This is a genomic window from Pseudomonas sp. TNT2022 ID1044, assembly GCF_028656895.1.
Classification (GTDB): Bacteria; Pseudomonadota; Gammaproteobacteria; order Pseudomonadales; family Pseudomonadaceae; genus Aquipseudomonas; species Aquipseudomonas reinekei.
The window spans coordinates 127722-152027 of record NZ_JAMDHB010000008.1; the positions used below are offsets into that span (position 1 = coordinate 127722).

Below are 24306 nucleotides of genomic sequence, written 5' to 3' on the forward strand. Positions count from 1 at the left end.
CCGGAGCTGCCAATGTCGTTACGTCCGCTCGTTTTGCTCAGTCTTTTCAGCCTGTTGGTGGCCTGCAGCAGCGATGCACCGCAGCCCCAGCCACCGACCCCGGGCCCTGCGCCGCAACAAGCGCAGAAAAAAGCCAAGGAGGCCGCCGAGCTCGGCCCGTTGCCCGCGTACCAGCGCGAGCTGAGCGGCACCCTTCAGGGTGTGCCGAGCGGCGCTGAGGTCGAACTCGCGCTGCTGGTGATCGACGACAAAGACCGGCCGCAACAATTGCTCGCCAGTTCCAGCCTGATCGGCAACAACCAGATATTGCCGTTCCACCTGCGCTTTAATCCGGAATCCTTTCCAGTGGGTGCCCGGGTTGAACTGCGTGGCCGCGCCAGCCAGTCCGGTCAGTTGATCCTGCACCTGCCGTCGCAACTGATCAGCCAGCCGACGACCCAGACACTGGGCCAGCTGCAGTTCGTCAAAGCCCCATGAGTGCACCGCTCGACCTGCAACAGGCATTGGGTGAGTTGCTCGGTGATGCGCAATTGGTCGCCTGTGAGCTTCCGCAGACCGACCTGAAGCTGTGGCTGATCGATGGCGACAACATGGACCGCGCCTTCAGCCCGGAAGAAACCCGGCGCATCCTGCACGAGCCGCCCTATTGGAGTTTCTGCTGGGCCAGCGGGTTGGCCGTGGCCCGTTACCTCGCCGAAAACCGCCATTGGGTCGAAGGCAAGCGGGTGCTGGATTTCGGCGCCGGTTCTGGCGTGGCGGGAATTGCCGCAGTGAAGGCCGGGGCGCTGGAAGTGGTGGCCTGTGACCTCGACCCGCTGGCGATTGCCGCCTGTCGGGCGAATGCCGAACTCAATAATGTGCAGCTCAGCTACTCGACGGACTTTTTTGCCGAGGCTGATCGCTTTGATCTGATCCTGGTGGCGGACGTGCTGTACGACCGGGCTAATCTGCCGCTGCTCGATGAGTTTCTCAGTCGTGGCCGCGAAGCGCTGGTGGCGGATTCTCGGGTACGGGATTTTCGTCATCCACTGTACCGGCGTATCGAAATGCTTGAAGCGATGACCTTGCCGGATCTGGCTGAGCCGGAAGAATTTCGGCATGTGAGCCTGTACCACGCCAGCCGCAGCTAAAAGCATCGCGAGCAGGCTCGCTCCCACAGAGGGAATGCATTCCAGTGTGGGAGCGAGCCTGCTCGCGATGACGTCCTGTCAAACGAAACATCTCTAACGACCACACCGCTTCCGGCGCGACCCCGCCAAGCCGTATAGTTGCCCCATTCACGCTTCTACGAGATTGCCCATGAGTCAGGAAACGCCGTACATCTTCGACGCCACGACTGCCGATTTCGACCAGTCAGTGATCGAGAACTCTTTCCACAAACCGGTACTGGTGGATTTCTGGGCCGAATGGTGTGCGCCGTGCAAAGTACTGATGCCGATGCTGCAGACCATCGCCGAGAGCTATCAGGGCGAGTTGCTGCTGGCCAAGGTCAACTGCGACATCGAACAAGACATCGTCGCCCGCTTCGGTATCCGTAGCCTGCCGACCGTGGTGCTGTTCAAGGACGGTCAACCGGTCGACGGTTTTGCCGGAGCGCAGCCGGAATCGGCCGTACGCGCCCTGCTCGAACCCCATGTGCAAATGCCGCCACCGGCCGCCGCCGATCCGTTCGAACAGGCCCAGGAGCTGTTTGACGACAGCCGCTTTGCCGATGCCGAAGCCTTGCTCAAAGTGATCCTGGGCGAAGACAACACCAACGCCAAGGCGCTGATCCTGTACGCCCGCTGCCTCACCGAACGCGGTGAGCTGGGCGAAGCGCAGACGGTGCTCGACGCGGTCAAGAGCGATGAGCACAAGGCAGCCCTCGCCGGAGCCAAGGCGCAGATCAAGTTTCTCGGTCAGGCCAAGGATCTGCCCGACGCCGCCGACCTGAAAGCGCGCCTGGCAAAAAACCCGCAGGACGATGAAGCGGTCTATCAACTGGCGATCCAGCAACTGGCCCGTCAGCAATACGACGCCGCACTGGATGCCCTGCTCAAGCTGTTCATCCGTAACCGCAGCTACAGCGAAGGCTTGCCTCACAAGACCTTGCTGCAGGTGTTCGAACTGCTCGGCAACGATCACCCGCTGGTGACCACTTACCGCCGCAAGTTGTTTGCTGCCCTGTACTGATCTCGACCTGTAGGAGCCGGCTCCTACAGCCAGCGGTAGAGCGGTGTATCCCCGCCGCTCTCCACCTTCACGTCCGGGCTATGGCGCAAACGTACCAACAGACGTTTGCCCGCCGACGCATTGCCGGTCAGCCCTTCCAGTTGCTCCAGCAAATCCGGCCCACTCAACTGCCCTGCCTTGCGCAGCAAGTCCCTGGCGATCTGCCACAGCGCATCGTCCTGATTCTGCGGTTTGGCCGGCGCGGCGCTGACCTCGGTTTTTTCCACGGTCAACTGCGCACCCAGCTTCGCCCAGTCGGCGTCATCCATCTCCAGGGTCAAATCCACCGGCCAGTCGCCGATGCTTCCGCGAATTCGCAACATGAGTCTGCTCCTGCACATTTCTGACCTGCATGCTCCCATGGGACTTGTGCAACGCCAAGCAGCCAGTCAAACTCTGCCCACTTACGTTATAAGATTACATAACAAACTCTTCATTTAACCTTCGGAGACTCGCCATGCGTCGTCTGCTGCTCGTTTTGCCGTTTGCCTTGTTGCCCCTGGCTGTCGCCCATGCGGCTGAGGAGCATGACCACGATCACGATCATGAACACGGCAGCCTTGGCGCCCACGAGCACGGTGTCGGTCGCCTCAACGCAGCACTGGACGGTCAAACCCTGGAGCTGGAACTGCAAAGCCCGGCGATGAACCTGGTGGGTTTCGAGCACGCCGCCACCAGCGACGCCGACAAAGCCAAAGTCGCCGCCGTTCGTACTCAGCTGGAGAAACCACTGGCCCTGTTCAACCTGCCGAACGCCGCAGGCTGCGTGGTGAAAAACCAGGAACTGGAAAGCCCGCTGTTTGGCGATAAACCGCAAGTCGATGATGACCACGACGAGGACGCCAAGGATGAGCATCACCACGATCACAGCGAAATCCACGCTCACTACCAGTTCACCTGTGCCACACCAGCGGCGCTGAAGACCCTGGACCTGGCGAACATTTTCAACGCCTTCCCGGCGACCCAGAAAATTCAGGTACAACTGATCGGCCCGAGCGGGCAGCAAGGGGTTGAAGTGACGGCCAAGGCTGCCAGCCTGAAACTCTGAATCCACTGAAGATCCCGTGTAGAAGCGAGCAAGCTCGCTCCTACATGGGCTCATCTCTCAACAGACCGGCTCCATATGACCCAAGCACTCATCGAACTGTCCGACCTGGGCTTCAGTTGGCCCGGTCACCCGCCGCTGCTGGACATCCCGGCGTTTCGCCTGGAACCGGGCGAAACCCTGTTTCTCAAAGGCCCCAGCGGCAGTGGCAAGACCACCCTGCTTGGCTTGCTCGGCGGCGTGCAAAAACCCGACCGCGGCAGCATCCGCCTGCTCGGCCAGGAGCTGACCGAACTCTCGGCAGGTGCCCGCGATCATTTCCGTGTCGATCACACCGGCTACATTTTCCAGCAGTTCAACCTGCTGCCGTTTCTGTCGGTGCGCGAGAACGTCGAACTGCCCTGCCACTTCTCGAAACTGCGCGCCGAACGGGCGAAACAGCGTCACGGCAGTGTTGATAAAGCCGCCGCCACCCTGCTCGCCCACCTGGGCCTGAAAGATGAAAACATCCTCGGTCGACGTGCCGATTCGCTGTCCATCGGCCAGCAGCAACGGGTGGCCGCAGCACGTGCATTGATCGGTCAGCCGGAACTGGTGATCGCCGACGAACCGACCTCGGCGCTCGATTACGACGCCCGGGAAAACTTCATTCGCCTGCTGTTCGCCGAGTGCCGCGAAGCCGGCTCGAGCCTGTTGTTCGTCAGTCATGACCAGAGCCTGGCGCCGCTGTTTGATCGCAACCTGTCGCTGGCCGAGCTTAATCGCGCCGCCACCCCGTCCGAGGTCTGAGATGTATTTGTTTCGTCTAGCCATGGCCAGCCTGGCTAACCGCCGCTTCACTGCGATCCTCACCGCGTTCGCCATTGCCCTGTCGGTGTGCCTGCTGCTGGCCGTGGAGCGCGTGCGCACCGAAGCCAAGGCCAGTTTCGCCAGCACCATCAGCGGTACCGACCTGATCGTCGGTGCGCGCTCCGGCTCGGTCAACTTGTTGTTGTACTCGGTGTTCCGCATCGGCAACGCCACCAACAACATCCGCTGGGACAGCTTCGAACACTTTGCCAACAACCCGAAAGTGAAGTGGGCGATCCCGATGTCCCTCGGTGATTCCCATCGCGGCTATCGGGTGATGGGCACCACCGAGGCCTACTTCGAGCATTACCAGTACGGCCGCCAACAACACCTGGAACTGGCCGACGGCCGAGCCTTCGCCACCGACCCCTTCGAAGTGGTGCTCGGCGCCGAAGTCGCGCAGGCGCTGCACTACAAACTCGGTGAAAAACTGGTGCTGGCCCACGGTGTAGCGGCGATCAGCCTGGTCAAGCACGATGACAAACCGTTCACCGTGGTCGGCATTCTCAAGCGCACCGGCACACCGGTGGACCGCACACTGCACATCAGCCTCGGCGGCATGGAGGCGATTCACATCGATTGGCACAACGGTGTACCGGCCCGGGGCAACGGGCGGATCAGTGCCGAGCAGGCCCGCAACATGGACCTGACGCCGCAAGCGATCACCGCGTTCATGCTCGGCCTCAACAGCAAGATTTCAACCTTCGCCTTACAGCGCGAGATCAACGAATACCGTGGCGAACCGATGCTGGCGATCCTGCCGGGCGTAGCGCTGCAAGAGTTGTGGAGCCTGGTGAGCACGGCGGAAAAAGCCTTGTTCGTGGTGTCGCTGTTTGTGGTGCTGACCGGGTTGATCGGCATGCTCACGGCGATTCTCACCAGCCTTAACGAACGCCGCCGCGAGATGGCGATTCTGCGGTCGGTAGGCGCGCGGCCATGGCATGTTGCGACGTTGCTGGTGCTTGAGGCGTTTGCCCTGGCGCTGTCCGGCGTAGTGGCAGGTGTGGCCCTGCTTTATGCGTGCATCGCCGTGGCCCAAGGTTACGTGCAAGCCAACTATGGGCTGTTTTTACCGTTGGCCTGGCCCAGCGAATATGAATGGACGCTACTCGGTGGCATTCTGCTCGCCGCGCTGCTGATGGGCAGCGTGCCGGCCTGGCGCGCTTATCGCCAATCATTGGCCGATGGCCTGTCGATCCGTCTATGAGGACTTTGAAAATGCCCCGCGCTTTCCTTGCGCTGTTGATGCTGGTCGCCCTGCCCCTGTGGGCGGCCGAGCCGAAAGAGCTGACCTGGTCGGAAATGATTCCACCGGACGCGCCGCCGGAAGTGCCGAACATGACACCGCTGCACGACCTGTCGAAGATGAGCGATGCACTGTCCGCCGAGTCGGCGCCGGCAGCCAGGCAGGACATGCCCAACGCGCCGGTCGTCAAAGCGCTCGACGGCCAGAACATTCGCCTGCCGGGCTACATCGTGCCGCTGGAAGTGAGTGAGGACGGCCGCACCACGGACTTCCTGCTGGTGCCGTATTTCGGCGCCTGCATTCACGTGCCGCCACCGCCGTCGAACCAGATCGTGCATGTCAAAAGCGAGGTCGGCGTGAAGCTCGATGAGTTGTATCAGCCGTACTGGATCGAAGGGCCGATGCAGGTCAAAGCGTCGACCAGTGAACTGGCGGATGCCGGGTATCAGATGGAGGCGGAGAAGATTTACGTGTATGAATTGCCGGAGTGAATCCGGCAGGTTTGCGCAGTCAGTAACACCGTCATCGCGAGCAGGCTCGCTCCCACATTTGGAATGCATTTTCCTGTGGGAGCGAGCCTGCTCGCGATGGGGACATCAAAAACACCACAAAACCAACCCCATCCCACTTTCATTGAGCTGCGTCAAAAGACCGAATAGTTAGCCGGCTTACCATTGGACATCGAAAATTTTTAACGTCCTTTGGAGCCCCCATGAACAAGTCCTTGCTCGGTGCCTCGCTGGTTGCCCTCGCGCTCGCAGCCCCGCTTGCCCACGCCCACGAGGCGGGCGACATCATCCTTCGTGCCGGCGCGATCACCACCAACCCGACCGCTGACAGCTCCAGCGTCAAGGTCGATCAAGGCCCGCTGAGCGGCGCCGACCTGGGTGGCAAGGCGACCATGAGCAGTGACACGCAACTGGGCCTTAACTTCGCCTACATGTTCACCAGCAACTGGGGTATCGAACTGCTCGCGGCCACGCCGTTCGAGCATGACGTGAAGCTGAAAAACACCGCGCTGAGCGCCGCCAACGGCAAACTGGGTACGCTGAAACACCTGCCGCCGACCCTGAGCGTTGTGTACTACCCGCTGGACGCTAAATCCGACTTCCAGCCGTATGTAGGCGCAGGCATCAACTACACCTGGATCTACGACGAACACGTTGGCAGCGAAGCCAGTGCCGCCGGTTTCAGCAACTTCAAGGCGAAGAATTCCTGGGGCATGGCCTGGCAGGTCGGCGCGGACTACATGCTGACCGATAACGTGATGATCAACGGCCAGGTGCGCTACATCGACATCGACACCCGCGCGACCGTGGAAAACAACGCAGTGGCACCGGGCACCCGGGCACGGGTGAACGTGGACGTCGATCCGTTCATCTACATGGTTGGTCTGGGTTACAAGTTCTAAGGATTCACGTGGTGGTGAATGGGTCGTTCCACGCCCTGCACGGGAACGATCAGCAACAAAAGAAGGCGCCTGTCAGGCGCCTTTTTCTATTGTCCCAACAACCGCGCCAAGCCAACGCTTATCGGTGTTTGCGCGGGGGCTTTGAAACGCTCCAGCAATCGCCGGTTGTTTGCCCGCGAATGGCGTATGTCCCCGGAGCGCGCCGGGCTGTAGCTCACGGGCGGCAACTGGCCGACCACTTCCTCAAGTGCGGCGAGCAATTGCTTGAGACTGGTCGCCTGATTCCAGCCAACGTTCACTGCGCCGACGTCAGCCTGCGGTTTTTCGATGCCCTGCATCAGCAGCTTGACCAGATCTTCGACGTAGAAAAAATCCCGGGTCTGCTCACCGTCGCCAAACACGGTGATCGGCAAACCGTTCTGCGCGCGCTCGCTGAAAATACTGATCACCCCGGAGTACGGCGAGGACGGATCCTGGCGCGGGCCGAAGATGTTGAAGAAGCGGAAAATCACCGGTTCAAGACCATGCTCGCGCCGGTAGAAATCGAAGTAATGCTCGCTCGCCAACTTGTCCGAGGCGTAGGGCGTCAATGGTGCCTTGGGCGTGTCTTCATCGATCGACTCGCCTTCGCCATTATTGCCATATATCGCAGCGCTGGAAGCAAACAGCACGCGCTTGACGCCCGCCTGGCGCATGGCTTCGCAGACATTCAGCGAACCGATGAAATTGCTCTGGTGCGTCTTCACCGGATCGTCCACCGACGCCTGCACCGACGCCACGGCCGCCAGGTGCGCCACGGCGCTGCAACCGGCCACAGCCCGAGCCACCAGCGCGGCATCGGCGACGTCGCCGACGATCAATTCGACCTTGGCATTGTCCAGCGGCAGGTTGCTGCGCTTGCCGGTCGATAAATCATCAAGGATGCGCACCGAATGGCCCTTGGCGAGCAACGCGTCGGTCAGGTGCGAGCCAATGAACCCGGCGCCGCCGGTGATTAAAACGGGACTGTCAGCCATGGCGATAGAACCTGTCCAGTAGTCCGGGAAGTGCCGCACGCCAGGCGCGTGGCTTGATGCCAAAAGTGTGCAGAATTTTCTTGCAGGCCAGCACCGCGTGTTGCGGCTCTTCGGCGGCGTCCGGGCGCGCGGCGTGGGCCTGGGCGGTCGGTGCTTCAATGGCCAGCGCATGCAAGGCCCGCGCTTCAGTGAGGATAGCCTGCCCCAGCGCCAGCGGCGTGGTCGCCTCGTGCCCGGCGTAGTGGTAGGTCCCCCACAGCGGCGCGGCGCAGTCGAGTTGCTTGAGCACCGAAATGATCACCCGGGCAGCGTCGTCCACCGGCGTCGGATTACCCCGACGGTCGTCGGCCAGTAACAGCTCGTCAGGCTGCTCGGCCCGTGCGAGGAAACGTCCGAGGCTGCCATCGGGACTGTCATCGAGCAGCCAGCCGAAACGGAGTAGCACGTGCTGCGGGCAAGTGGCGCGCACGCTTTGTTCGATCCGCCACAACGCCTGACCGCGCAGGCCCAAGGGCACCGGTTCGTCTTTTTCGCTGTAGGCGGTAGCGCGCGAACCATCGAACACGCGATAGCTCGAAGGCTGCAACAACACGATGTTGTGGTGCTGGCACAGCTCGGCGAGACGCTCGACCGCGCGCTCTTGCCCGGCCAGACGCTGCTCGCTGACCGCCTCGGCCTGGAACCAGTCGAAGTAATAGGCGAGATTGATCAACGCGTCCGGGCGCGTGTCGTCGAGCAGTTGCGTCAGGCTCGCGGCGTCCCAGCCGTCTTGCGGCGGGCGGGGGGCGAGGAAACCGATGTCTTCCTCTGCACCGAGGCGAATCAGCGCCTGCCCAAGGGCATTTCCGCCGCCCAGTAACATAAGGCGCATTCGCATAGAGTCAGCAGGCCCAGTCTGATTGAAACAATGGCTGTATCGACAACGCCCACGGGCGATGCCGTTGATAGATGCCGGAATCGTTGCATTTTGCGGGTTTAGTGCGCAACCGTCATCCGTAAAGTGTAGATGTCCGGGATTTCAGTGCGCCCCCTGTGGCGAGGGAGCTTGCTCCCGCCGGGCTGCGAAGCGGCCCCAAATTGCTGGCGACTGCTACGCAGTCGAACGGGAGCAAGCTCCCTCGCCACAGGGGGGATTAATAAACCGAGCGGTACTTGCAACTTCCCGCCCCCACCCGCATAAATCACTCCATGAACCTGCCCATCCCCGCAGACAGCGCCCTGAACGGCTTCCACCCTGCCGTCAGTGCCTGGTTCAATCACACCTTTCCCGCGGTCACCGCCGCTCAGGCCCGGGCGTGGCCGTTGATTCGCCAGCGCCGCTCGACGTTGATCGCGGCGCCCACCGGTTCCGGCAAGACCCTCACCGCTTTCCTCGCCGTCATCGACGACCTGGTGCAGCGCGGCCTGGAAAGCCCCGAAGGCCTGCCCGACGCAACCCTGGTGGTCTACATCTCGCCACTCAAGGCACTGTCCAACGACATTCGCATCAACCTGCAAAACCCGCTCGCCGGCATCACCGAACAATTGCCCCTGATGGGCCTGCCGCCATTACAGATCACCACCGCCGTGCGGACTGGCGATACGCCGCAAAAAGACCGCGCGGCGATGCGCAAAACCGCACCGCACATTCTGGTGACCACCCCGGAATCGCTCTACGTGCTGCTCGGTTCCGATTCCGGCCGACAAATGCTCAGCTCCACGCGCACGGTCATCGTCGACGAAATCCACGCCATCGCCGCCAGCAAACGCGGCAGTCACCTGACCTTGAGTCTCGAACGCTTGCAGGCGCTATGCGCCGAACCGCTGGTGCGCATCGGCCTGTCGGCCACGCAGAAACCCATCGACGCGGTCTCGCGCTTTCTCGCAGGCCACGACCGCCCCTGCGAAATCGTCGACATCGGCCACGCCCGCCCACGGGATCTGGACATCGAAGTGCCGCCCGTGCCGTTGTCGGCGGTGATGGCCAATGATGTCTGGGAGCTGGTCTACGACCGCCTCGCCGCCCTCGCCCGGGATCACCGCACCACGCTGATTTTCGTCAACACCCGACGCCTGGCCGAACGCTTGAGCCGACACCTGAGCGAACGCCTGGGCAAGGAGGCCGTGGCCGCCCACCACGGCAGCCTGGCCAAGGAATTTCGCCTCGACGCCGAGCAGCGGCTCAAGCGCGGCGACTTGCAAGTGCTGATCGCCACGGCATCGCTGGAACTGGGTATCGACATTGGCGATGTCGACCTGGTGTGCCAGATCGCCTCGCCGCGTTCGATCTCCGGGTTTCTGCAAAGGGTTGGCCGCTCCGGACACCAGGTGGGCGGCACGCCCAAGGGTCGTTTGTTCGCCACCACCCGCGACGACCTGATCGAATGCGCCGCACTGCTCGACTGCGTCCGCCGGGGCGAGCTCGATACATTATTGATCCCCGTGGCACCGCTGGACGTTCTGGCGCAACAGATCATCGCCGAAGTCAGCTGTCAGGAATGGCAGGAACAGGCGCTGCTGGAGATGCTGCGCCGCGCTTCGCCCTACGCCGAACTCGACGACAAACACTATCAGGCACTCCTGCACATGCTTGCCGAAGGCTACAACGGCCGTCAGGGTATCCGCAGCGCTTACCTGCACCGCGACGCCGTCACCCGCAGCCTGCGCGGGCGCCGTGGCGCGAAGCTGACGGCGGTGACCAGCGGCGGGACCATTCCGGACAACGCCGACTACAGCGTGCTGCTCGAACCCCAAGGGCTGAACATCGGCAGCGTCAACGAAGACTTTGCCGTGGAAAGCATCGCCGGGGATGTCTTTCAGCTGGGCAATACGTCCTATCGCATCCTGCGCGTGGATACCGGCAAAGTGCGGGTCGAAGATGCACAGGGCCAGCCGCCGACCATTCCGTTCTGGCTCGGCGAGGCGCCGGGACGCAGTGCCGAATTGTCGGTGGCCGTGGCTCGTCTGCAAGCGCGTCTCGATGAGTTGCTGGGCGCCACGCCGGGCAACTTGCAACCGAGCCTCGACTGGCTGACGAATACCCTCGGCCTGAACCTGGCCAGCGCCGGGCAATTGGTCGAATACCTCGCCCAGGCGCGCCAGACCCTCGGCGCCCTGCCATCGCAAGATACGCTGCTGATGGAGCGTTTTTTCGACGAGTCCGGCGGCACGCAATTGATCATTCACAGCCCGTTCGGCAGCCGCATTAACCGCGCCTGGGGCCTGGCCCTGCGCAAGCGTTTCTGCCGTACCTTCAACTTCGAACTGCAGGCCGCCGCCAGCGAAGATGCCATTGTACTGTCGCTGTCCACCAGCCACAGCTTCGGGCTGGACGACGTCTGGCGCTACCTGCACAGCAACAGTGCCGAGCACCTTCTGATTCAAGCGGTACTCGACGCACCGTTGTTCGGCGTGCGCTGGCGCTGGAATGCCGGGATCGCCCTGGGCCTGCCGCGCTACAGCGGCGGACGTAAAGTGGCGCCGCAAATCCAGCGAATGAAAAGTGAGGACCTGATCGCCAGCGTGTTTCCCGACCAGATCGCCTGCGTGGAAAACCTCGCCGGGGAGCGGGAAATTCCCGACCATCCGCTGGTGGAACAAACCCTCGACGATTGCCTGCACGAAGCCATGGACTGCGAAGGCTGGCTGGCCTTGCTGCGGCGCATGGAGCGCGGCGAAGTCCGCCTGATCAGCCGCGACTTGCCGGCGCCCTCGCCGCTGGCTGCAGAAATCCTCAGCGCTCGCCCCTACACCTTTCTCGACGATGCGCCGCTTGAGGAGCGCCGCACGCAAGCGGTGCTCAACCGACGCTGGAGCGATCCGCAATCTACCGACGACCTCGGCGCGCTGGATGCCGAGGCGATTGCCGCAGTGGGCGAAGAAGCCTGGCCGACACCCGGCAACGTCGATGAAATGCACGAGGCAATGATGAGCCTGGCGTGCATCACCGACACTGAGGCCCAAGCCAATCCGCACTGGCTCGACTGGCTGCAAACCCTGGCCGACAGCGGACGCGCCTGCCAGATCAATCGTGCCCTGTGGCTGCCACGGGAACGCCTGACCTGCCTGCGGGCAATCTATCCACAGGCTGAGATGTCGCCGGAGCTGGGAGCGTTGCCGGGTTTTGATGAGCCTTGGGAAGTGGACGACGCCGTGCTGGAAGTGCTTCGTGCGCGGCTCAGCGCTTTCGGCCCATTGCCGCTGAAGGCGATTGCCGGACCGCTCGGGTTAGCGACGATTCAAGTCAACCAGGCCTTGGCGCAACTGGAGCGCGAAGGCTACGTGCTGCGAGGCCGATTCACCCCGGGCTGCGCCGAAGAAGAGTGGTGCGAACGGCACCTGCTCGCGCGGATTCACCGCTACACGGTCAAGCGTCTGCGGCGGGAAATCGAGCCCGTGGCGTTGCAGGATTTCATGCGGTTTCTGTTCGACTGGCAGCATCTGTCCAGCGCGACCCAAGGTCAGGGCACTGCGGTGTTGCCGGCGATCATCGCGCAATTCGAAGGCTACCCCGCCGCCGCATCAGCCTGGGACAGCGACATCCTCCCGGCGCGCATCAAGGACTATTCACCGACCTGGCTCGATGAGCTGTGCCGCAGCGGCAGACTGGTGTGGACCCGCCTAAGCGCGCACAACAAGAGCGCTGGCACCGCCCTGCGCAGTACGCCCATTGTGTTGTTGCCGCGCAACCGGGTCGGGATCTGGAGCGAGTTGACCGAACAGACGCCGGTCAGCGAACTGTCACCGAAAACACAAAAGGTCCACGCGACCCTCAGTCAGCATGGCGCACTGTTTTTTGACGAGCTGACTCATGAAGCACACCTGCTGCGCTCGGAACTGGAAATCGCCTTGCAGGAGCTGGTCGGTGCCGGGCTGGTGAACGCTGACAGCTTTGCCGGTCTGCGGGCGTTGATCACTCCGGCCAGTAAGCGGCAGAACCGCAGCAGCCGCCGCGGGCGCGGGGCCTTTGTCGGGGGGATGGATGACGCCGGGCGCTGGGCGTTACTCAGGCGTGGTGTCGCTGTGCCGGTTGTGGATAACCCGCGTCCGGCGACGGCACACGCCGAGACCCTGGAACACATCGCCATGACCTTGTTACGTCGCTATGGCGTGGTGTTCTGGCGATTGCTTGAGCGGGAGGCAGATTGGTTGCCGAGCTGGCGGGAATTGCTGCGCACTTTCCATCGCCTGGAAGCCCGGGGCGAGATTCGTGGCGGGCGGTTTGTCAGTGGCCTGGCGGGCGAACAATTTGCGTTGCCTGAGGCCATACCGTTGCTGCGGGAAGTCCGACGTCGGCCCCATGACGGCAGTTTGATCGCGGTGTGCGGGGTCGATCCGATGAACCTGGCCGGCACGCTTTTGCCGGGCCCTAAGGTGCCGGCGCTGGCGAGTAATCGTCTGGTGTATCGCGATGGGTTGCCGGTGGCGGCCGAGATTGCGGGCAAGCAGGTTTTTTGGATGGAACTGGAACAGTCGGTCAGTGCCGAGATCAGTAACAAGCTGATCCGGCATTGATGTTGTCCGGGCCGGCCTCTTCACGGGCAAGCCCACAGGGTTTTGTGAACAACAGAAATCTCTGTGGGAGCTGGCTTGCCAGCGGCTCGTAACTGCCCGGCGATCTTCGCGCTATCGCCCGCAAGCCGGCGCCTGCAGGTGATGTGGCAATCTCGCCAACGCATACCGTTTATAGCCCCACCGAAACTTTCGTCACCGCCCCGCAGTCAGGAAAAGAATGGGGCACTCAGACGGGAGGCGACATGGCGGTGATTCACATCGGAATTTCAGGTTGGCGCTACACGTCCTGGCGGGGGGATTTCAACCCAAAGGGCTTACCCCAGAAGCGCAATCTGCTCACCGCTCCCGGCCAACCCGTGGTCGAAGGAGTGCTGCCATGAGCATTTCCGAGCCGATCGGCGTCACGGACGAGCAAACGTCCGTCAACACCGCGGTGCACCGGTTTACCGTGCTGACGGTCAACACACACAAGGGGTTCACGGCATTGAATCGCCGTTTCATTTTGCCGGAGTTGCGTGAAGCGGTGCGCAGCGTCTCTGCTGACGTGGTGTTTTTACAGGAAGTCCACGGCACGCACGAACAGCACCCAAAGCGCTACAGCAATTGGCCGGCGATGCCGCAGTATGAATTTCTCGCCGACACGCTGTGGCCGCAGTTTGCCTACGGACGCAATGCGGTTTATCCGGCGGGCGATCACGGCAACGCGCTGCTGTCGAAATTCCAGATCGTTCGCCATGACAACCTCGACGTGTCCATCAGCGGTCATGAGAATCGCGGCATCCTGCATTGCGTACTGCGCCTGCCCGGTGAAGGGCCGGAGGTCCACGCAATCTGTGTTCACCTGGGCCTGCGTGAAACCCACCGCAATGAACAACTCAAGTTGCTCGCCCGGCGCCTGGAGGAACTGCCAAGTGATGCGCCAGTGATCGTCGCCGGCGATTTCAACGACTGGCGCCAGCGCGCCGATGACCTGCTCAAACCCTGCGGACTGCACGAAGTGTTCGCCCAGCACCACGGCAAACCGGCGCGCAGTTTTCCGGCACGTCTGCCGGCCCTGCGCCTGGATCGCATCTATGTGCGCAACCTCAAGGCCAGCCGTCCGCAAGTGCTGACGACCCGGCCCTGGTCCCACCTTTCGGATCACGCACCGCTCTCGGTGGAGATCGAGCTATGAGCATCCCGTCGATGGAAAAAACCACGCTGGAAACGATTGCTACGCCCCCCACGAGTGCGCCGACGGCGGTCGACGTCGAGTACGGCTGGCAAGGCAATAACCGGGTCGAACTGCTGGAAAACGGCGAAGCCTATTTCCCTCGGGTGTTCGAGGCGATGCGCCAGGCCAAAACCGAAATCCTCCTGGAAACCTTCATTGTCTTTGAGGACAAGGTCGGCAATGAATTGAAGGAGGTGCTCATCGAAGCGGCTCAACGGGGCGTGCGCGTCACCGCGAGTTTCGACGGGTTTGGCTGCGGCGAACTGAGCACCGCTTTTCTCACCGCCCTGAGCGGTGCCGGCGTGCACTTGCAAATGTTCGACCCGGCACCGAAGCGTTTGGGCATTCGCACCAATTGGTTCCGGCGCCTGCACCGCAAGATCGTGGTCGTGGACGGGACGATCGCGTTCATCGGCGGGATCAATTTTTCCGCCGACCATCTGGCCGATTTCGGTCCCGAGGCCAAGCAGGATTATTCGGTTGAAGTGCAAGGCCCGGCGGTGGCCGACATTCATCACTTCGCCCTGCTGCAATGCGGTCGCCCGGCGCGTGCCAAATATTGGTGGCAACGTCGACGACAACGTCGCTCGGAACTGGCCGTGACTGATCACGATGGCCAGGTGCGTCTGGTGTACCGCGATAACGCCGAGCACTCGACCGACATCGAAGAGGTTTACCGCCTGGCGTTGCGCACGGCGCAGCGGCGCGTGGTCATCGCCAATGCGTACTTTTTTCCCGGCTACCGGTTGCTGCGGGAAATCCGCAACGCATCTCGACGCGGGGTTGAAGTGCGCCTGATTCTGCAGGGGCAGCCGGACATGCTGGTGGCCAAACTGGCAGCGCGCATGACCTACGATTACCTGCTCAAGTCCGGGGTGAAAATTTTCGAATACTGCGACCGGCCACTGCACGGCAAAGTCGCACTGGTGGACGAAGACTGGAGCACCGTCGGCTCCAGCAACCTGGACCCGTTGAGCCTGTCGATGAACCTGGAGGCCAACGTGTTGATCCGCGACCGAGCGTTCAACCGTGACCTGTTCGAACGGCTCGAAGAACTCAGCGACAACCATTGCCAGGCCATGTCGGTGGACAAGGCTCCGCGCGGGCGCATCTGGCACATGACCGTGGGGTTTCTGGTGTTCCACTTCCTGCGGCATTTTCCGGCCTGGGCCGGGTGGTTGCCCGCCCATAAACCACATCTGAAAGCGTTCACCCCTCCGACCGGGAGCGATCAACATGAGCCGCACTGAAGCGCACGCGGCGCCCCACGCCGATCACCCGGCCAAGTCGCGTCTGGGCCGCTGGAAAAGACCGCTGACCCTGCTGTTTTTTCTGGCGCTGATCGTCCTGTTGACGATGTTTGCCCAGCGCATCGAATGGGCCGAAGTGCTCGAAACCCTGGCTGATTTCAAAATGCGCACCTTGATCATCGCGTCGAGCCTGACCGCGGTGAGTTTTCTGGTGTATGCCTGTTTCGACCTGATCGGCCGCACTTACATCCGCCAGGACCTGACGTGGAAACAGATCCTGCCGGTGGGGATCATCAGTTACGCCTTCAACCTCAACCTGAGCGCCTGGGTGGGTGGCATCGCCATGCGTTATCGCCTGTATTCGCGGCTTGGAGTGAGCAAAGCCAACATTGCGAAAATCCTCGGCCTGAGCCTGGCAACCAACTGGTTCGGCTACATGCTGATCGCGGGTGTGGTGTTCAGCAGCGGACTGGTGCGGATGCCGCCCGGCTGGAAACTGAGCAGCGGTGCCCTGCAAGCGGTGGGCGTGCTGCTGCTGTTGGTGAGTGCCGGGTATCTGGCGGCGTGCCAGTTTTCCAGGCGTCGGCAGTGGTCGATTCGCGGCGTGGAAATCAATCTGCCGTCGCTGCGCATGGCGATCCTGCAACTGGCCCTCGGTGCCTTGAACTGGTCACTGATGGCGGCGGTGATATTCACTTTACTGCCGAGCAAACTGGATTATCCGTTGGTGCTTGGCGTGTTGCTGATCAGCGCCATCGCCGGGGTCATCACGCACATCCCCGCCGGCCTCGGCGTGCTCGAGGCGGTGTTCGTCGCGTTGCTGCAGCACGAGGCATCACAGGGGAGTCTGGTGGCGGGGTTGCTGGCGTATCGGGCGATTTATTTTCTGTTGCCGCTGTTGATCACGGTGGTGATGTATTTGCTGGTGGAGGCCAAGGCCAAGTCGCTGCGGATTTCGAAGAAACCCAAGTGATGAGCGGTGCCTGCTCGCGAAGGTGTCCAAAAGAACACCAGAACATCACTTGGACTGAATAATGCTCAACCGCTCACCCACCACCATTTCCGTGATCCAGTCCACGAGGATCGAGGTGTAAGCCTGCTGTGAAACGGGATCACTCAGTGCGTGATCAGCACCGTCGATAATCCGGTGGGTCAACGAATGCGTCTGCTGGCACGCCGCGCGGTAACTCATGATGGTCGCGTGGGGGACGTAGTCATCGGTTTCCGATTCCACCAGCAACACATCCCCGGTGAATGCCGAGCAAGCATGCAAGGCGCGATTGCTGTCGGCGCGCACCAGCGTACTGCGGTAATCGCGCAGGTCGAGCTTGTCCAGATCCCGCTTTGGCGTGTGCCATTTATCGTCGCGATACAGCGCCGGCACCCGCAGAGCCAACCATCGCACGGGGCGCAACGACGTCAGGATCGAGGCCAGGTAACCGCCGTAACTGGTGCCCACCACGGCAATGGCCGACGTATCGAGCGCCGGGTGCGCCAGCAAGCGATCGTAGGCCGCCAGCAGGTCACGCAGATTATCTTCGCGGGTCACCCGCGACAGGGGAATGCCGGTGCCGCCGGTGTGGCCGCGTAGGTCGAACGTCAGACAGACACATCCCAGGCCTGCAATCCCCTTGGCCCGCTCCAGGTCCCGCTCCTGACTACCGCCCCAGCCGTGCACAAACAGCACGCCGGGGACCTTTGATTTGGGACTGAGGAACGTCCCGCTCATTTGTTCATCGTCGATGTCGATTTGAATGCTTTCGCTTCTAGCCGTCATAGGATTTGACCGTTACGTACTTGAGAAGAAATTCACTGTCGTGCGCAGGTCCCCGGTACACCTCGATGGCATCCGCAGGCAGCGGCTGGTCGATGTAGGTTTCCACCGAGGACACGCAAATGGCGCGCATTCCCGGGTCATTGAAAAAGGCCTGCAACGCCGCCACTTCGGCGCTGCTGGCACCGCCCATGCGCCAGGATTGTTCGAGCACGCCGCTGCGCTGCTTGCCGTCGCTGGCCACGCCTTGGGCGATGTCGTAGTTGCGCCGCGAGGCATAAAACGCGGGATAGGCTTCATCAGCGGCGCTGTCGAACACTTGCGCTTGATGAATCGCCAGTTGCACATCCTCCGGCAAGTGCAGTTTCAGCAACTCGTCATAGTCGCCCTGCACAACCAGCAGGTTGGAACCACCATAGACCTCTTCGCCGTGGGCGTCTTTGGTCAAGTATTGATCACCGCAATAACTCAGCACTTTGCCGCCGATAAAACTCTGACCGACGCTGTGGGTGATCACCTGGTCCAGGTCCTGCTCCAGCACGACACCTTCGGTGAACAATGCGTTGGCCTCGGGGCGCGCGAGGACCTCATCAAATTCATCGAGGCTGCTGATCACTTCCTGACCGCGCCCGGCACACGCATGAATGGGCTTGAGACGGATGGGCCCGGTGTACAGCAAGTGCTCCGCCGCCGGCCGTGCATCTTCGAAAGAAAACACGCTGAGGCCGTCGAGTACGACACTGCGCACCCGTTCGGAAAACAGCGGCGCCCAGCCTTTCGGCGCATGGGCGTGATGGTTCAATAAACCGTGGCTGATGGCTTTGGTACAGATGAAATCATGCTCGACATACCCGCCCCATAAATCTTCCGGGCCCTTGACGCCCAATTGCCGAGCGGCCTCGGCGCCCACCAGGGTTTGGGTTGGCAGCAGGTAAAGATCGCGACCGTCATGCTGTTGCGGGTCGTAGCTGCCAGCGAATTTGAGCCCAAGGATTTGCGCCAGCCAGCGGGCCAGTGCGCGGTTGGTTTCGACTTCATGCAGCGGCGCATCGGCGTGCACAGAGTGGGCGACCACCAGTTTCTAGCGGTTGGGTGGGGTCATGCATCCCCCTCGGCGCTAGATGAATGTAGTGGTTGGGGGTGCAGAGATCAGGCCAACCGAAGCGGTTGAAAAAGGTTTTTCCAATCAGTCGGTTGCAGGATCGGTGATGGCAGGACGCCTGCTTTATTCTGCACGACCGCTACGCCATTTCCTGCAATTTGCACGATTGGGGTCAACACAATCCTGCAGGGGATTGGTAGTGATGCCTCTACCGAGCCGCGACACTCGGCGTCACCCCAAACCGCGTCCGGTAATCACTCGGCGCCAGCCCGGTAATTTTCTTGAACGTCGAACGGAAGGCCCCCGGATCCTGATAGCCCACGGTCCAGGCAATGTGATCGATGGTGCCATTGGTGAATTCAAGCATTTCCCGGGCCTTGCCGACGCGCAAATGCTGGCAGTATTCGGTGGGTTTGAGCCCCGTGGCCGCACGAAACCGGCGCAAAAACGTGCGCTCCTCCAACCCGGCCCGCTCAGCCATCGTCGGGAGCGAAACGTCGGTGGCGCCGGTGCTTTGCAGCCAGTGCTGGACCTTGAGGATCGCCCCGTCGCCATGGTTGAGGATCGGCGCAAAGTTGCTGCCGCACTCGCTGGCGCTGTCGCTGTGCTCGACCACCAGAAAACGCGCGGTGCCCGTGGCAATGCTCGGTCCCAGCAGACGATCCACCAGACGCAGGCCCAGCTCGGACCAGGCCATCAGCCCGGCGGTGGTGATCAGGTCACCATCGTCAACAATCGGCGTATCGGCCTTGAGCTTGATCGCCGGGTAGCGCTCGGCAAAGGTTTTGGCCGAGGTCCAGTGGGTCGTGGCGCTGCGACCGTCGAGCAGACCACTTTCGGCCAACAGCAGCGACCCCACGCAGACACCGCCGAGGGTCGCGCCGCTGGCGTGTTGTTGGCGAAGCCAGCCCAGCAATTTTTGCGGCGCCTGGCCTTCGGAGAACCCGGCGATCGACGGAGGAATCATCACCGCCACCAATGCGCGGTCGGTACCGGGGTGGCTGTCGTAGACCCGCACCGGCGCCTGATCACCCTCGACCTGCCAATGGCTGACGCGCAACAACGGCAAATGCGTGGCCTGATGCTCCTCGGCGATCCGGTTGGCCACCCCGAACAGGTCCGTCAACCCATGCACCGCCGCCATCTGCGCGCCGGGATAGATCAACACGCCCAGTTCGGCGATTGCCCTTTGTGCGTCCATTGTCAGTTTTCCCCCTTCTATTGTCGGTGCGGCCAATCCTCGAAAGGCCTGCCAAAGCCAATACTTCATTCCACACCCAAACCGCACTTCGAGGACACAGTCATGGCCAAACAAGCACTCATCGTAGTTGATATCCAAAACGACTACTTCCCACAAGGCAAGTGGCCGCTGGTCGGCGCCGATGCCGCCGCAGACAACGCCGTTCGCCTGCTCAAGTCCTTCCGCGAAGCGGGTGATTCGGTGGTGCACATCCGCCACGAATTCACCTCCGAGCAAGCACCTTTTTTCACCCCGAACTCCGAAGGCGCAAAACTTCACCCCAAAGTCCTCAACCAGGCCAACGAGCCCGTGGTACTCAAGCACTTCGTCAACTCGTTCCGCGAAACCGAACTGCAGTCAATCCTCGACGAGCAAGGCATCAAGGAACTGGTGGTCGTCGGCAGCATGAGCCATATGTGCATCGATGGCATCACCCGCGCCGGCAACGACCTCGGCTACAGCGTCACGGTGATCCACGATGCGTGTGCCTCACGTGACCTCGAATTCAACGGCGTAACCGTTCCAGCGGCACATGTTCATGCCGCCTTCATGTCGGCCCTGGGCTTTGCCTATGCCAGCGTGGTGTCCACCGATGAGTTCCTCGCCCGTTAATTGAGCGCTTGCCAGGGCTAGCCCGCATCAAAAAAGCAAAAGCCCATGGCCGCAATGCCATGGGCTTTTTACCAGTGAGTCTGGACGATCTGCATCGAACGCAATACTGCCAGAACCCTGAAGAGTCATGCCGAAGCCAACAATATCCCCTCTCCCAACGCATCCGCGCAGGAGTGTTGCTTTCACCCATGCCACGTCCAAGACAACTCACTGGAAGCCTGAACAATGAACAGCACGACTATTAGCACTGACAGCCTGACGAAAAAAAACCTCGGTCTGACCACCATGGCGATCGGGACCTACGGCATCTACTTCGCCCTCATCGTTATCTACTTCTGGTTCGGCGGAATGAAATTCACCCACTACGAAGCACAGGGGCTGGTGCCGCTGGTGAGCAACAGCCCGTTCCTGGGTTGGGTCTATCAGCTTTTCAGTGTCGATCTGTTTTCCAGTTTGCTGGGTGTCCTGGAGGTTTCGATCGGCGTACTGATTGCCGGTCGTTTGCTCTCGCCAAAACTCTCATTGATCGGAGGAGCCTTGTCGGCCGTGCTGTTTCTCACCACGTTGAGTTTCATGTTCTCGACACCCGGCGTGATTGAGCCCGGTCTTGGTTTCCCGGCCATTACCGTAGCGCCAGGCCAGTTCCTCCTCAAGGACATCGGTTTGCTTGCTGCGTCCCTGTTCGTGGCGGGCCACTCGCTGACCCGACTGGAGACGCCTTGAACTGACAACGTCGCCCACCGATGACCTGTATCAGTTCATGGATTCAGGTCATCGCCGCCTTCGGCAAGTACCGCTCCCTCAACGGTCAGTGATTTCATCCAGTCCCGTGGACTGCAGCCGGTCTTGCGGCGAAAGGCACGGGCAAGCGCCGATGGACTTTCATAGCCCACCTCATCGGCGATCAGCGTGATCGGCCGCCCCTCGCGCAGACGCTTCTGCGCCAGACTGATCCGCCAACTCAACAAATAATCCAGCGGGGTTTGTCCCAGGACTGCACGAAAATGCACTGCGTAGGCGGCGCGGGACATGTTCGATTCGTCCGCCAGTTCGGCCACGGACCAAGGCCGTTGAGGCTCGTTGTGCATCTTCATCAGCGACCGCGCCAGGCGCACGTCGGCCAATCCAGCCATCATCCCGGTACTCAACTGCTGATGGTCGAGCAAATGCCGGAACAGCAGGATGATCAACAGTTCGAACAGTCGATCAAGTACCGCCTCCCGGCCACAATGCCCCCCCGAGGCCTCACTGAACAGCCATCTCAAGGTGTCCGCCAGTTGTGGCAGCTCATCCAGGGGCAGCACCAGCAGCTCGGGAAGCGAAGCACATATCGGATTGCTGACGCCGCCGTCAAACAGCATCGACGCGCACAACAGTTGAGCACCTTCTACCTCACTGGCGATGAGCTGATGACGACTCGGGCGCGGCAGGAAAATCAGGCTCGGGCGAACCAGGAGCAAGTCACTTTTGCCAGGCCCTTTGAGCGTGACAGTGCCACCTTGCAACAGATGAATAAGACCGCGTTGATCGGCCCCATCATAGGAAGACACACCACACAGCTTGCCGCTGTAAAACAGGTTTGCTCGTACGCCGAACTGTGACAACAACGTGGAAAGGCGATCCATGGGGCAACTCTTCACAGGGACTACACCTGATGGAGAGTATCACCGCACGTAGAGGGTTGGCCGGGACTGGACCCCGGCAAGTTTTGTCAGGTTAAAAAAAAGCCCGGCATCCATTCGGAGGCCGGGCTTTTCAGGTTCTATTCCGGGTTGCAGGAATCAGAACGGGATATCGTCATCAAAGCTGTCGAAATCCGGAGCCGGTTGCGCTGCAGCCTGTTGTGGGGCTGGACGCTGTGGCTGCTGTTGCGGTGCAGGGCGTGGAGCCTGCTGGCGCGGAGCGGATTGCTGGTAGTTGTTACCGCCGCCCTGGCCCTGTTGGTCGCCCTGAGGACGGCCGCCCAGCAATTGCATGGTGCCTTGCATGTCCACCACGATTTCAGTGGTGTAACGCTTGATACCGTCTTTTTCCCACTCGCGGGTCTGCAGTTTGCCTTCGATGTAAACCTGCGAACCCTTACGCAGGTACTCGCCAGCGATTTCCGCGACTTTGCCGAACATCGACACACGGTGCCATTCGGTTTTTTCGACTTTCTGACCGGTTTGCTTGTCGGTCCATTGCTCGCTGGTCGCCAGACTCAGGTTGGTCACGGCGTTGCCATTCGGCAGGTAGCGAACTTCAGGATCCTGGCCGCAAGTGCCGACCAATATGACTTTGTTAACCCCACGGGCCATTACGTTCTCCTAGGCTACGCACGCTGCCCCGGCCGGGTTGTTCACCAGGCTCTCAAGGGTGGTGCGATCCAATAGTTCGGTGTCCAATTTGATGTAAATGGCCGCTTCATCAGCGACTATCACTGCATCTGTTACCCCTACGACGGCCTTCAGGCGCTCGACCAGACCCGCTTCGCGGATCGCCTCGGGCGACAACGGCAAGCGCAGGCTTGTCACGTAGGGAGGTTCACGCATGGTAACAGCAAAGACTAGCCAAAGTGCAGCCAGCCCGGCGCAACCGAGGAACACAACCGACAAACCGCCATGCTGGAACAACCAGCCGCCGAGGATACCCCCCAGTGCCGATCCGAGGAACTGACTGGTGGAATAAACCCCCATCGCCGTGCCTTTGCCGCCTGCCGGTGAAACCTTGCTGATCAGCGACGGCAACGAAGCTTCCAGCAGATTGAACGCGGTGAAGAACACCACGGTACCCATCACCAGAGCCCGCAAGCTATCGCCGAACTGCCAGAAGAATAGCTCAGTGAGCATCAGCGTCACGACGGCGCCGAGTAAAACTCGTTTCATTTTGCGTCGCTTCTCGCCGTAGATGATGAACGGAATCATGGCGAAGAAGGAAATCAACAGCGCGGTCAGATACACCCACCAATGCTGCTCCTTGGGCAGCCCGGCCTTTTCCACCAACGCCAGCGGCAAGGCAACGAAGCTCGACATCAGCATCGCGTGCAAGACGAAAATGCCCAGGTCCAGACGCAGCAGGTCCGGATGCTTGAGGGTCGGAATCAAAGCCTGGCGCGCCACGCCGGATTCGCGATGCTGCAACGGCCCGGTGGAGCGCGGCACCATGAACATCACGATCACGATGCCGAACAGCGCCAAGCCGCCCGTGGCGAGAAACAGCCCGGACAGACCGAAGACGCTGGTCAACAAGGGCCCGACCACCATGGCGACGGCGAACGACAACCCGATGGTCATGCCGATCATGGCCATGGCCTTGGTCCGATGCTGTTCGCGGGTCAGGTCCGACAGCAACGCCATGACCGCGGCGGAAATCGCCCCGGCGCCCTGCAGGATGCGTCCGGCGATCACGCCCCAGATCGAATCGGCGTTGGCCGCCAACACGCTGCCGAGGGCGAAGACGATCAGCCCCAGGTAAATCACTGGACGGCGGCCGATGCGGTCGGAAATGAAACCAAACGGAATCTGGAAAATCGCCTGGGTCAGGCCATAAGCGCCAATCGCCAACCCGATCAGGGCCGGGGTCGCGCCTGCCAGGTCCATGCCGTAGGTCGCCAATACCGGCAACACCATGAACATGCCAAGCATACGGAAGGCGAACACCAGGGCCAGACCGCTCGCCGCGCGGGTCTCGCTGCCACTCATGCGTTCGCTGTGGGGATCGTGCATGGAAAAACCTCATGTGAACCGGCGGCGATTCTACCAGTCCCATCGATTGGCAGGGTATATCGCGACGCTTTGCCGCGTGTAGATGACAGAGCTTTCATGTAAGCCTGCAATGACATCATTCGATAGTGTGCATCCATCCA

The 24306-nt window shown here is 61.4% G+C and carries 23 protein-coding genes and 1 pseudogene; 15 read left to right on the forward strand and 9 right to left on the reverse strand.

Features of this window, described 5'->3' with window-relative positions; genetic code table 11:
- Positions 1-12 precede the first annotated feature (12 nt).
- From M5G20_RS12455 to trxA, 3 genes are all read left to right on the forward strand, one after another.
- Complete coding sequence (locus M5G20_RS12455; RefSeq protein WP_273919349.1) at positions 13-477, forward strand: hypothetical protein; 465 nt, start codon at positions 13-15, stop codon at positions 475-477.
- Positions 474-1130, forward strand: a complete 657-nt coding sequence (locus tag M5G20_RS12460) for a class I SAM-dependent methyltransferase (protein ID WP_273919350.1) — start codon at positions 474-476, stop codon at positions 1128-1130. Before M5G20_RS12455 ends, M5G20_RS12460 begins: the two co-directional genes overlap by 4 nt.
- 169 nt (positions 1131-1299) lie before the next feature.
- Positions 1300-2172 (forward strand): thioredoxin, encoded by an 873-nt coding sequence (trxA, locus tag M5G20_RS12465; protein ID WP_273919351.1) that lies wholly within the window; start codon positions 1300-1302, stop codon positions 2170-2172.
- A 23-nt stretch (positions 2173-2195) separates the two neighbouring features.
- Here the strand turns inward: trxA and M5G20_RS12470 are convergent, their stop codons facing one another.
- Complete coding sequence (locus tag M5G20_RS12470) at positions 2196-2534, reverse strand: hypothetical protein (protein WP_150734608.1); 339 nt, start codon at positions 2532-2534, stop codon at positions 2196-2198.
- 134 nt (positions 2535-2668) lie between these two features.
- On the opposite strand from M5G20_RS12470, the gene M5G20_RS12475 reads away from it, so the two are divergent.
- The 5 genes from M5G20_RS12475 (at position 2669) to M5G20_RS12495 (ending at position 6762) form a co-directional block, all read left to right on the forward strand.
- The gene (locus M5G20_RS12475) at positions 2669-3259 is read left to right on the forward strand and encodes a DUF2796 domain-containing protein (RefSeq protein ID WP_273919352.1); all 591 of its coding nucleotides are present in this window, start codon (positions 2669-2671) and stop codon (positions 3257-3259) included.
- A gap of 75 nt (positions 3260-3334) precedes the next feature.
- A complete protein-coding gene (locus M5G20_RS12480; protein WP_273919353.1) occupies positions 3335-4045 on the forward strand; it encodes an ABC transporter ATP-binding protein in 711 nt (236 codons plus the stop codon).
- Position 4046: 1 nt separating this feature from the next.
- Positions 4047-5312, forward strand: coding sequence for an ABC transporter permease (locus M5G20_RS12485; RefSeq protein ID WP_273919354.1), 1266 nt, complete (start codon positions 4047-4049; stop codon positions 5310-5312).
- Between the two features lie 11 nt (positions 5313-5323).
- Positions 5324-5842 (forward strand): DUF3299 domain-containing protein, encoded by a 519-nt coding sequence (locus M5G20_RS12490; RefSeq protein WP_273919355.1) that lies wholly within the window; start codon positions 5324-5326, stop codon positions 5840-5842.
- Between the two features lie 221 nt (positions 5843-6063).
- Complete coding sequence (locus M5G20_RS12495; RefSeq protein ID WP_273919356.1) at positions 6064-6762, forward strand: OmpW/AlkL family protein; 699 nt, start codon at positions 6064-6066, stop codon at positions 6760-6762.
- Positions 6763-6848: 86 nt separating this feature from the next.
- Here M5G20_RS12495 and M5G20_RS12500 read toward each other — a convergent pair whose 3' ends face one another.
- Both M5G20_RS12500 and M5G20_RS12505 read right to left on the reverse strand, forming a co-directional pair.
- Positions 6849-7778 (reverse strand): NAD-dependent epimerase/dehydratase family protein, encoded by a 930-nt coding sequence (locus M5G20_RS12500; protein WP_273919357.1) that lies wholly within the window; start codon positions 7776-7778, stop codon positions 6849-6851.
- A complete protein-coding gene (locus M5G20_RS12505; RefSeq protein ID WP_273919358.1) occupies positions 7771-8655 on the reverse strand; it encodes a sugar nucleotide-binding protein in 885 nt (294 codons plus the stop codon). Before M5G20_RS12505 ends, M5G20_RS12500 begins: the two co-directional genes overlap by 8 nt.
- A 311-nt stretch (positions 8656-8966) precedes the next feature.
- Between M5G20_RS12505 and M5G20_RS12510 the strand changes: the two genes are divergently transcribed.
- The 5 genes and pseudogenes from M5G20_RS12510 (at position 8967) to M5G20_RS12530 (ending at position 16707) form a co-directional block, all read left to right on the forward strand.
- A complete protein-coding gene (locus M5G20_RS12510; RefSeq protein ID WP_273919359.1) occupies positions 8967-13271 on the forward strand; it encodes a DEAD/DEAH box helicase in 4305 nt (1434 codons plus the stop codon).
- Positions 13272-13513: 242 nt separating this feature from the next.
- A pseudogene (locus M5G20_RS12515) lies at positions 13514-13606 on the forward strand (DUF72 domain-containing protein); the annotation flags it as partial.
- 41 nt (positions 13607-13647) lie between these two features.
- Positions 13648-14445, forward strand: coding sequence for an endonuclease/exonuclease/phosphatase family protein (locus M5G20_RS12520; RefSeq protein ID WP_273919360.1), 798 nt, complete (start codon positions 13648-13650; stop codon positions 14443-14445).
- Positions 14442-15734, forward strand: a complete 1293-nt coding sequence (gene clsB, locus M5G20_RS12525) for a cardiolipin synthase ClsB (RefSeq protein WP_273919361.1) — start codon at positions 14442-14444, stop codon at positions 15732-15734. Before M5G20_RS12520 ends, clsB begins: the two co-directional genes overlap by 4 nt.
- The gene (locus M5G20_RS12530; protein WP_273919362.1) at positions 15721-16707 is read left to right on the forward strand and encodes a lysylphosphatidylglycerol synthase domain-containing protein; all 987 of its coding nucleotides are present in this window, start codon (positions 15721-15723) and stop codon (positions 16705-16707) included. The genes clsB and M5G20_RS12530 overlap by 14 nt, the downstream gene beginning before the upstream one ends.
- 45 nt (positions 16708-16752) lie before the next feature.
- Here the strand turns inward: M5G20_RS12530 and M5G20_RS12535 are convergent, their stop codons facing one another.
- The 3 genes from M5G20_RS12535 to M5G20_RS12545 all read right to left on the reverse strand — a co-directional run bounded on the left by M5G20_RS12535 (position 16753) and on the right by M5G20_RS12545 (position 19811).
- Positions 16753-17511 (reverse strand): alpha/beta hydrolase family protein, encoded by a 759-nt coding sequence (locus M5G20_RS12535; protein ID WP_212626442.1) that lies wholly within the window; start codon positions 17509-17511, stop codon positions 16753-16755.
- Positions 17501-18586 (reverse strand): DUF3182 family protein, encoded by a 1086-nt coding sequence (locus M5G20_RS12540; RefSeq protein ID WP_273919376.1) that lies wholly within the window; start codon positions 18584-18586, stop codon positions 17501-17503. Before M5G20_RS12540 ends, M5G20_RS12535 begins: the two co-directional genes overlap by 11 nt.
- A 232-nt stretch (positions 18587-18818) precedes the next feature.
- Entirely contained in the window at positions 18819-19811 is a 993-nt protein-coding gene (locus M5G20_RS12545) for a GlxA family transcriptional regulator (RefSeq protein ID WP_273919363.1), read from the reverse strand.
- 102 nt (positions 19812-19913) lie between these two features.
- Between M5G20_RS12545 and M5G20_RS12550 the strand changes: the two genes are divergently transcribed.
- On the forward strand, positions 19914-20462 hold the full coding sequence (locus M5G20_RS12550) for a cysteine hydrolase family protein (protein WP_273919364.1): 549 nt from the start codon (positions 19914-19916) through the stop codon (positions 20460-20462).
- Positions 20463-20687: 225 nt separating this feature from the next.
- Positions 20688-21185, forward strand: coding sequence for a YkgB family protein (locus M5G20_RS12555; protein ID WP_273919365.1), 498 nt, complete (start codon positions 20688-20690; stop codon positions 21183-21185).
- A gap of 35 nt (positions 21186-21220) precedes the next feature.
- On the opposite strand, the gene M5G20_RS12560 is transcribed toward M5G20_RS12555, so the two are convergent.
- The 3 genes from M5G20_RS12560 to M5G20_RS12570 form a co-directional block, all read right to left on the reverse strand.
- Positions 21221-22087, reverse strand: a complete 867-nt coding sequence (locus M5G20_RS12560; protein ID WP_273919366.1) for a helix-turn-helix transcriptional regulator — start codon at positions 22085-22087, stop codon at positions 21221-21223.
- Between the two features lie 156 nt (positions 22088-22243).
- On the reverse strand, positions 22244-22759 hold the full coding sequence (locus M5G20_RS12565) for a single-stranded DNA-binding protein (RefSeq protein WP_273919367.1): 516 nt from the start codon (positions 22757-22759) through the stop codon (positions 22244-22246).
- 9 nt (positions 22760-22768) lie between these two features.
- Positions 22769-24166 (reverse strand): MFS transporter, encoded by a 1398-nt coding sequence (locus M5G20_RS12570; protein WP_273919368.1) that lies wholly within the window; start codon positions 24164-24166, stop codon positions 22769-22771.
- Positions 24167-24306 lie beyond the last annotated feature (140 nt).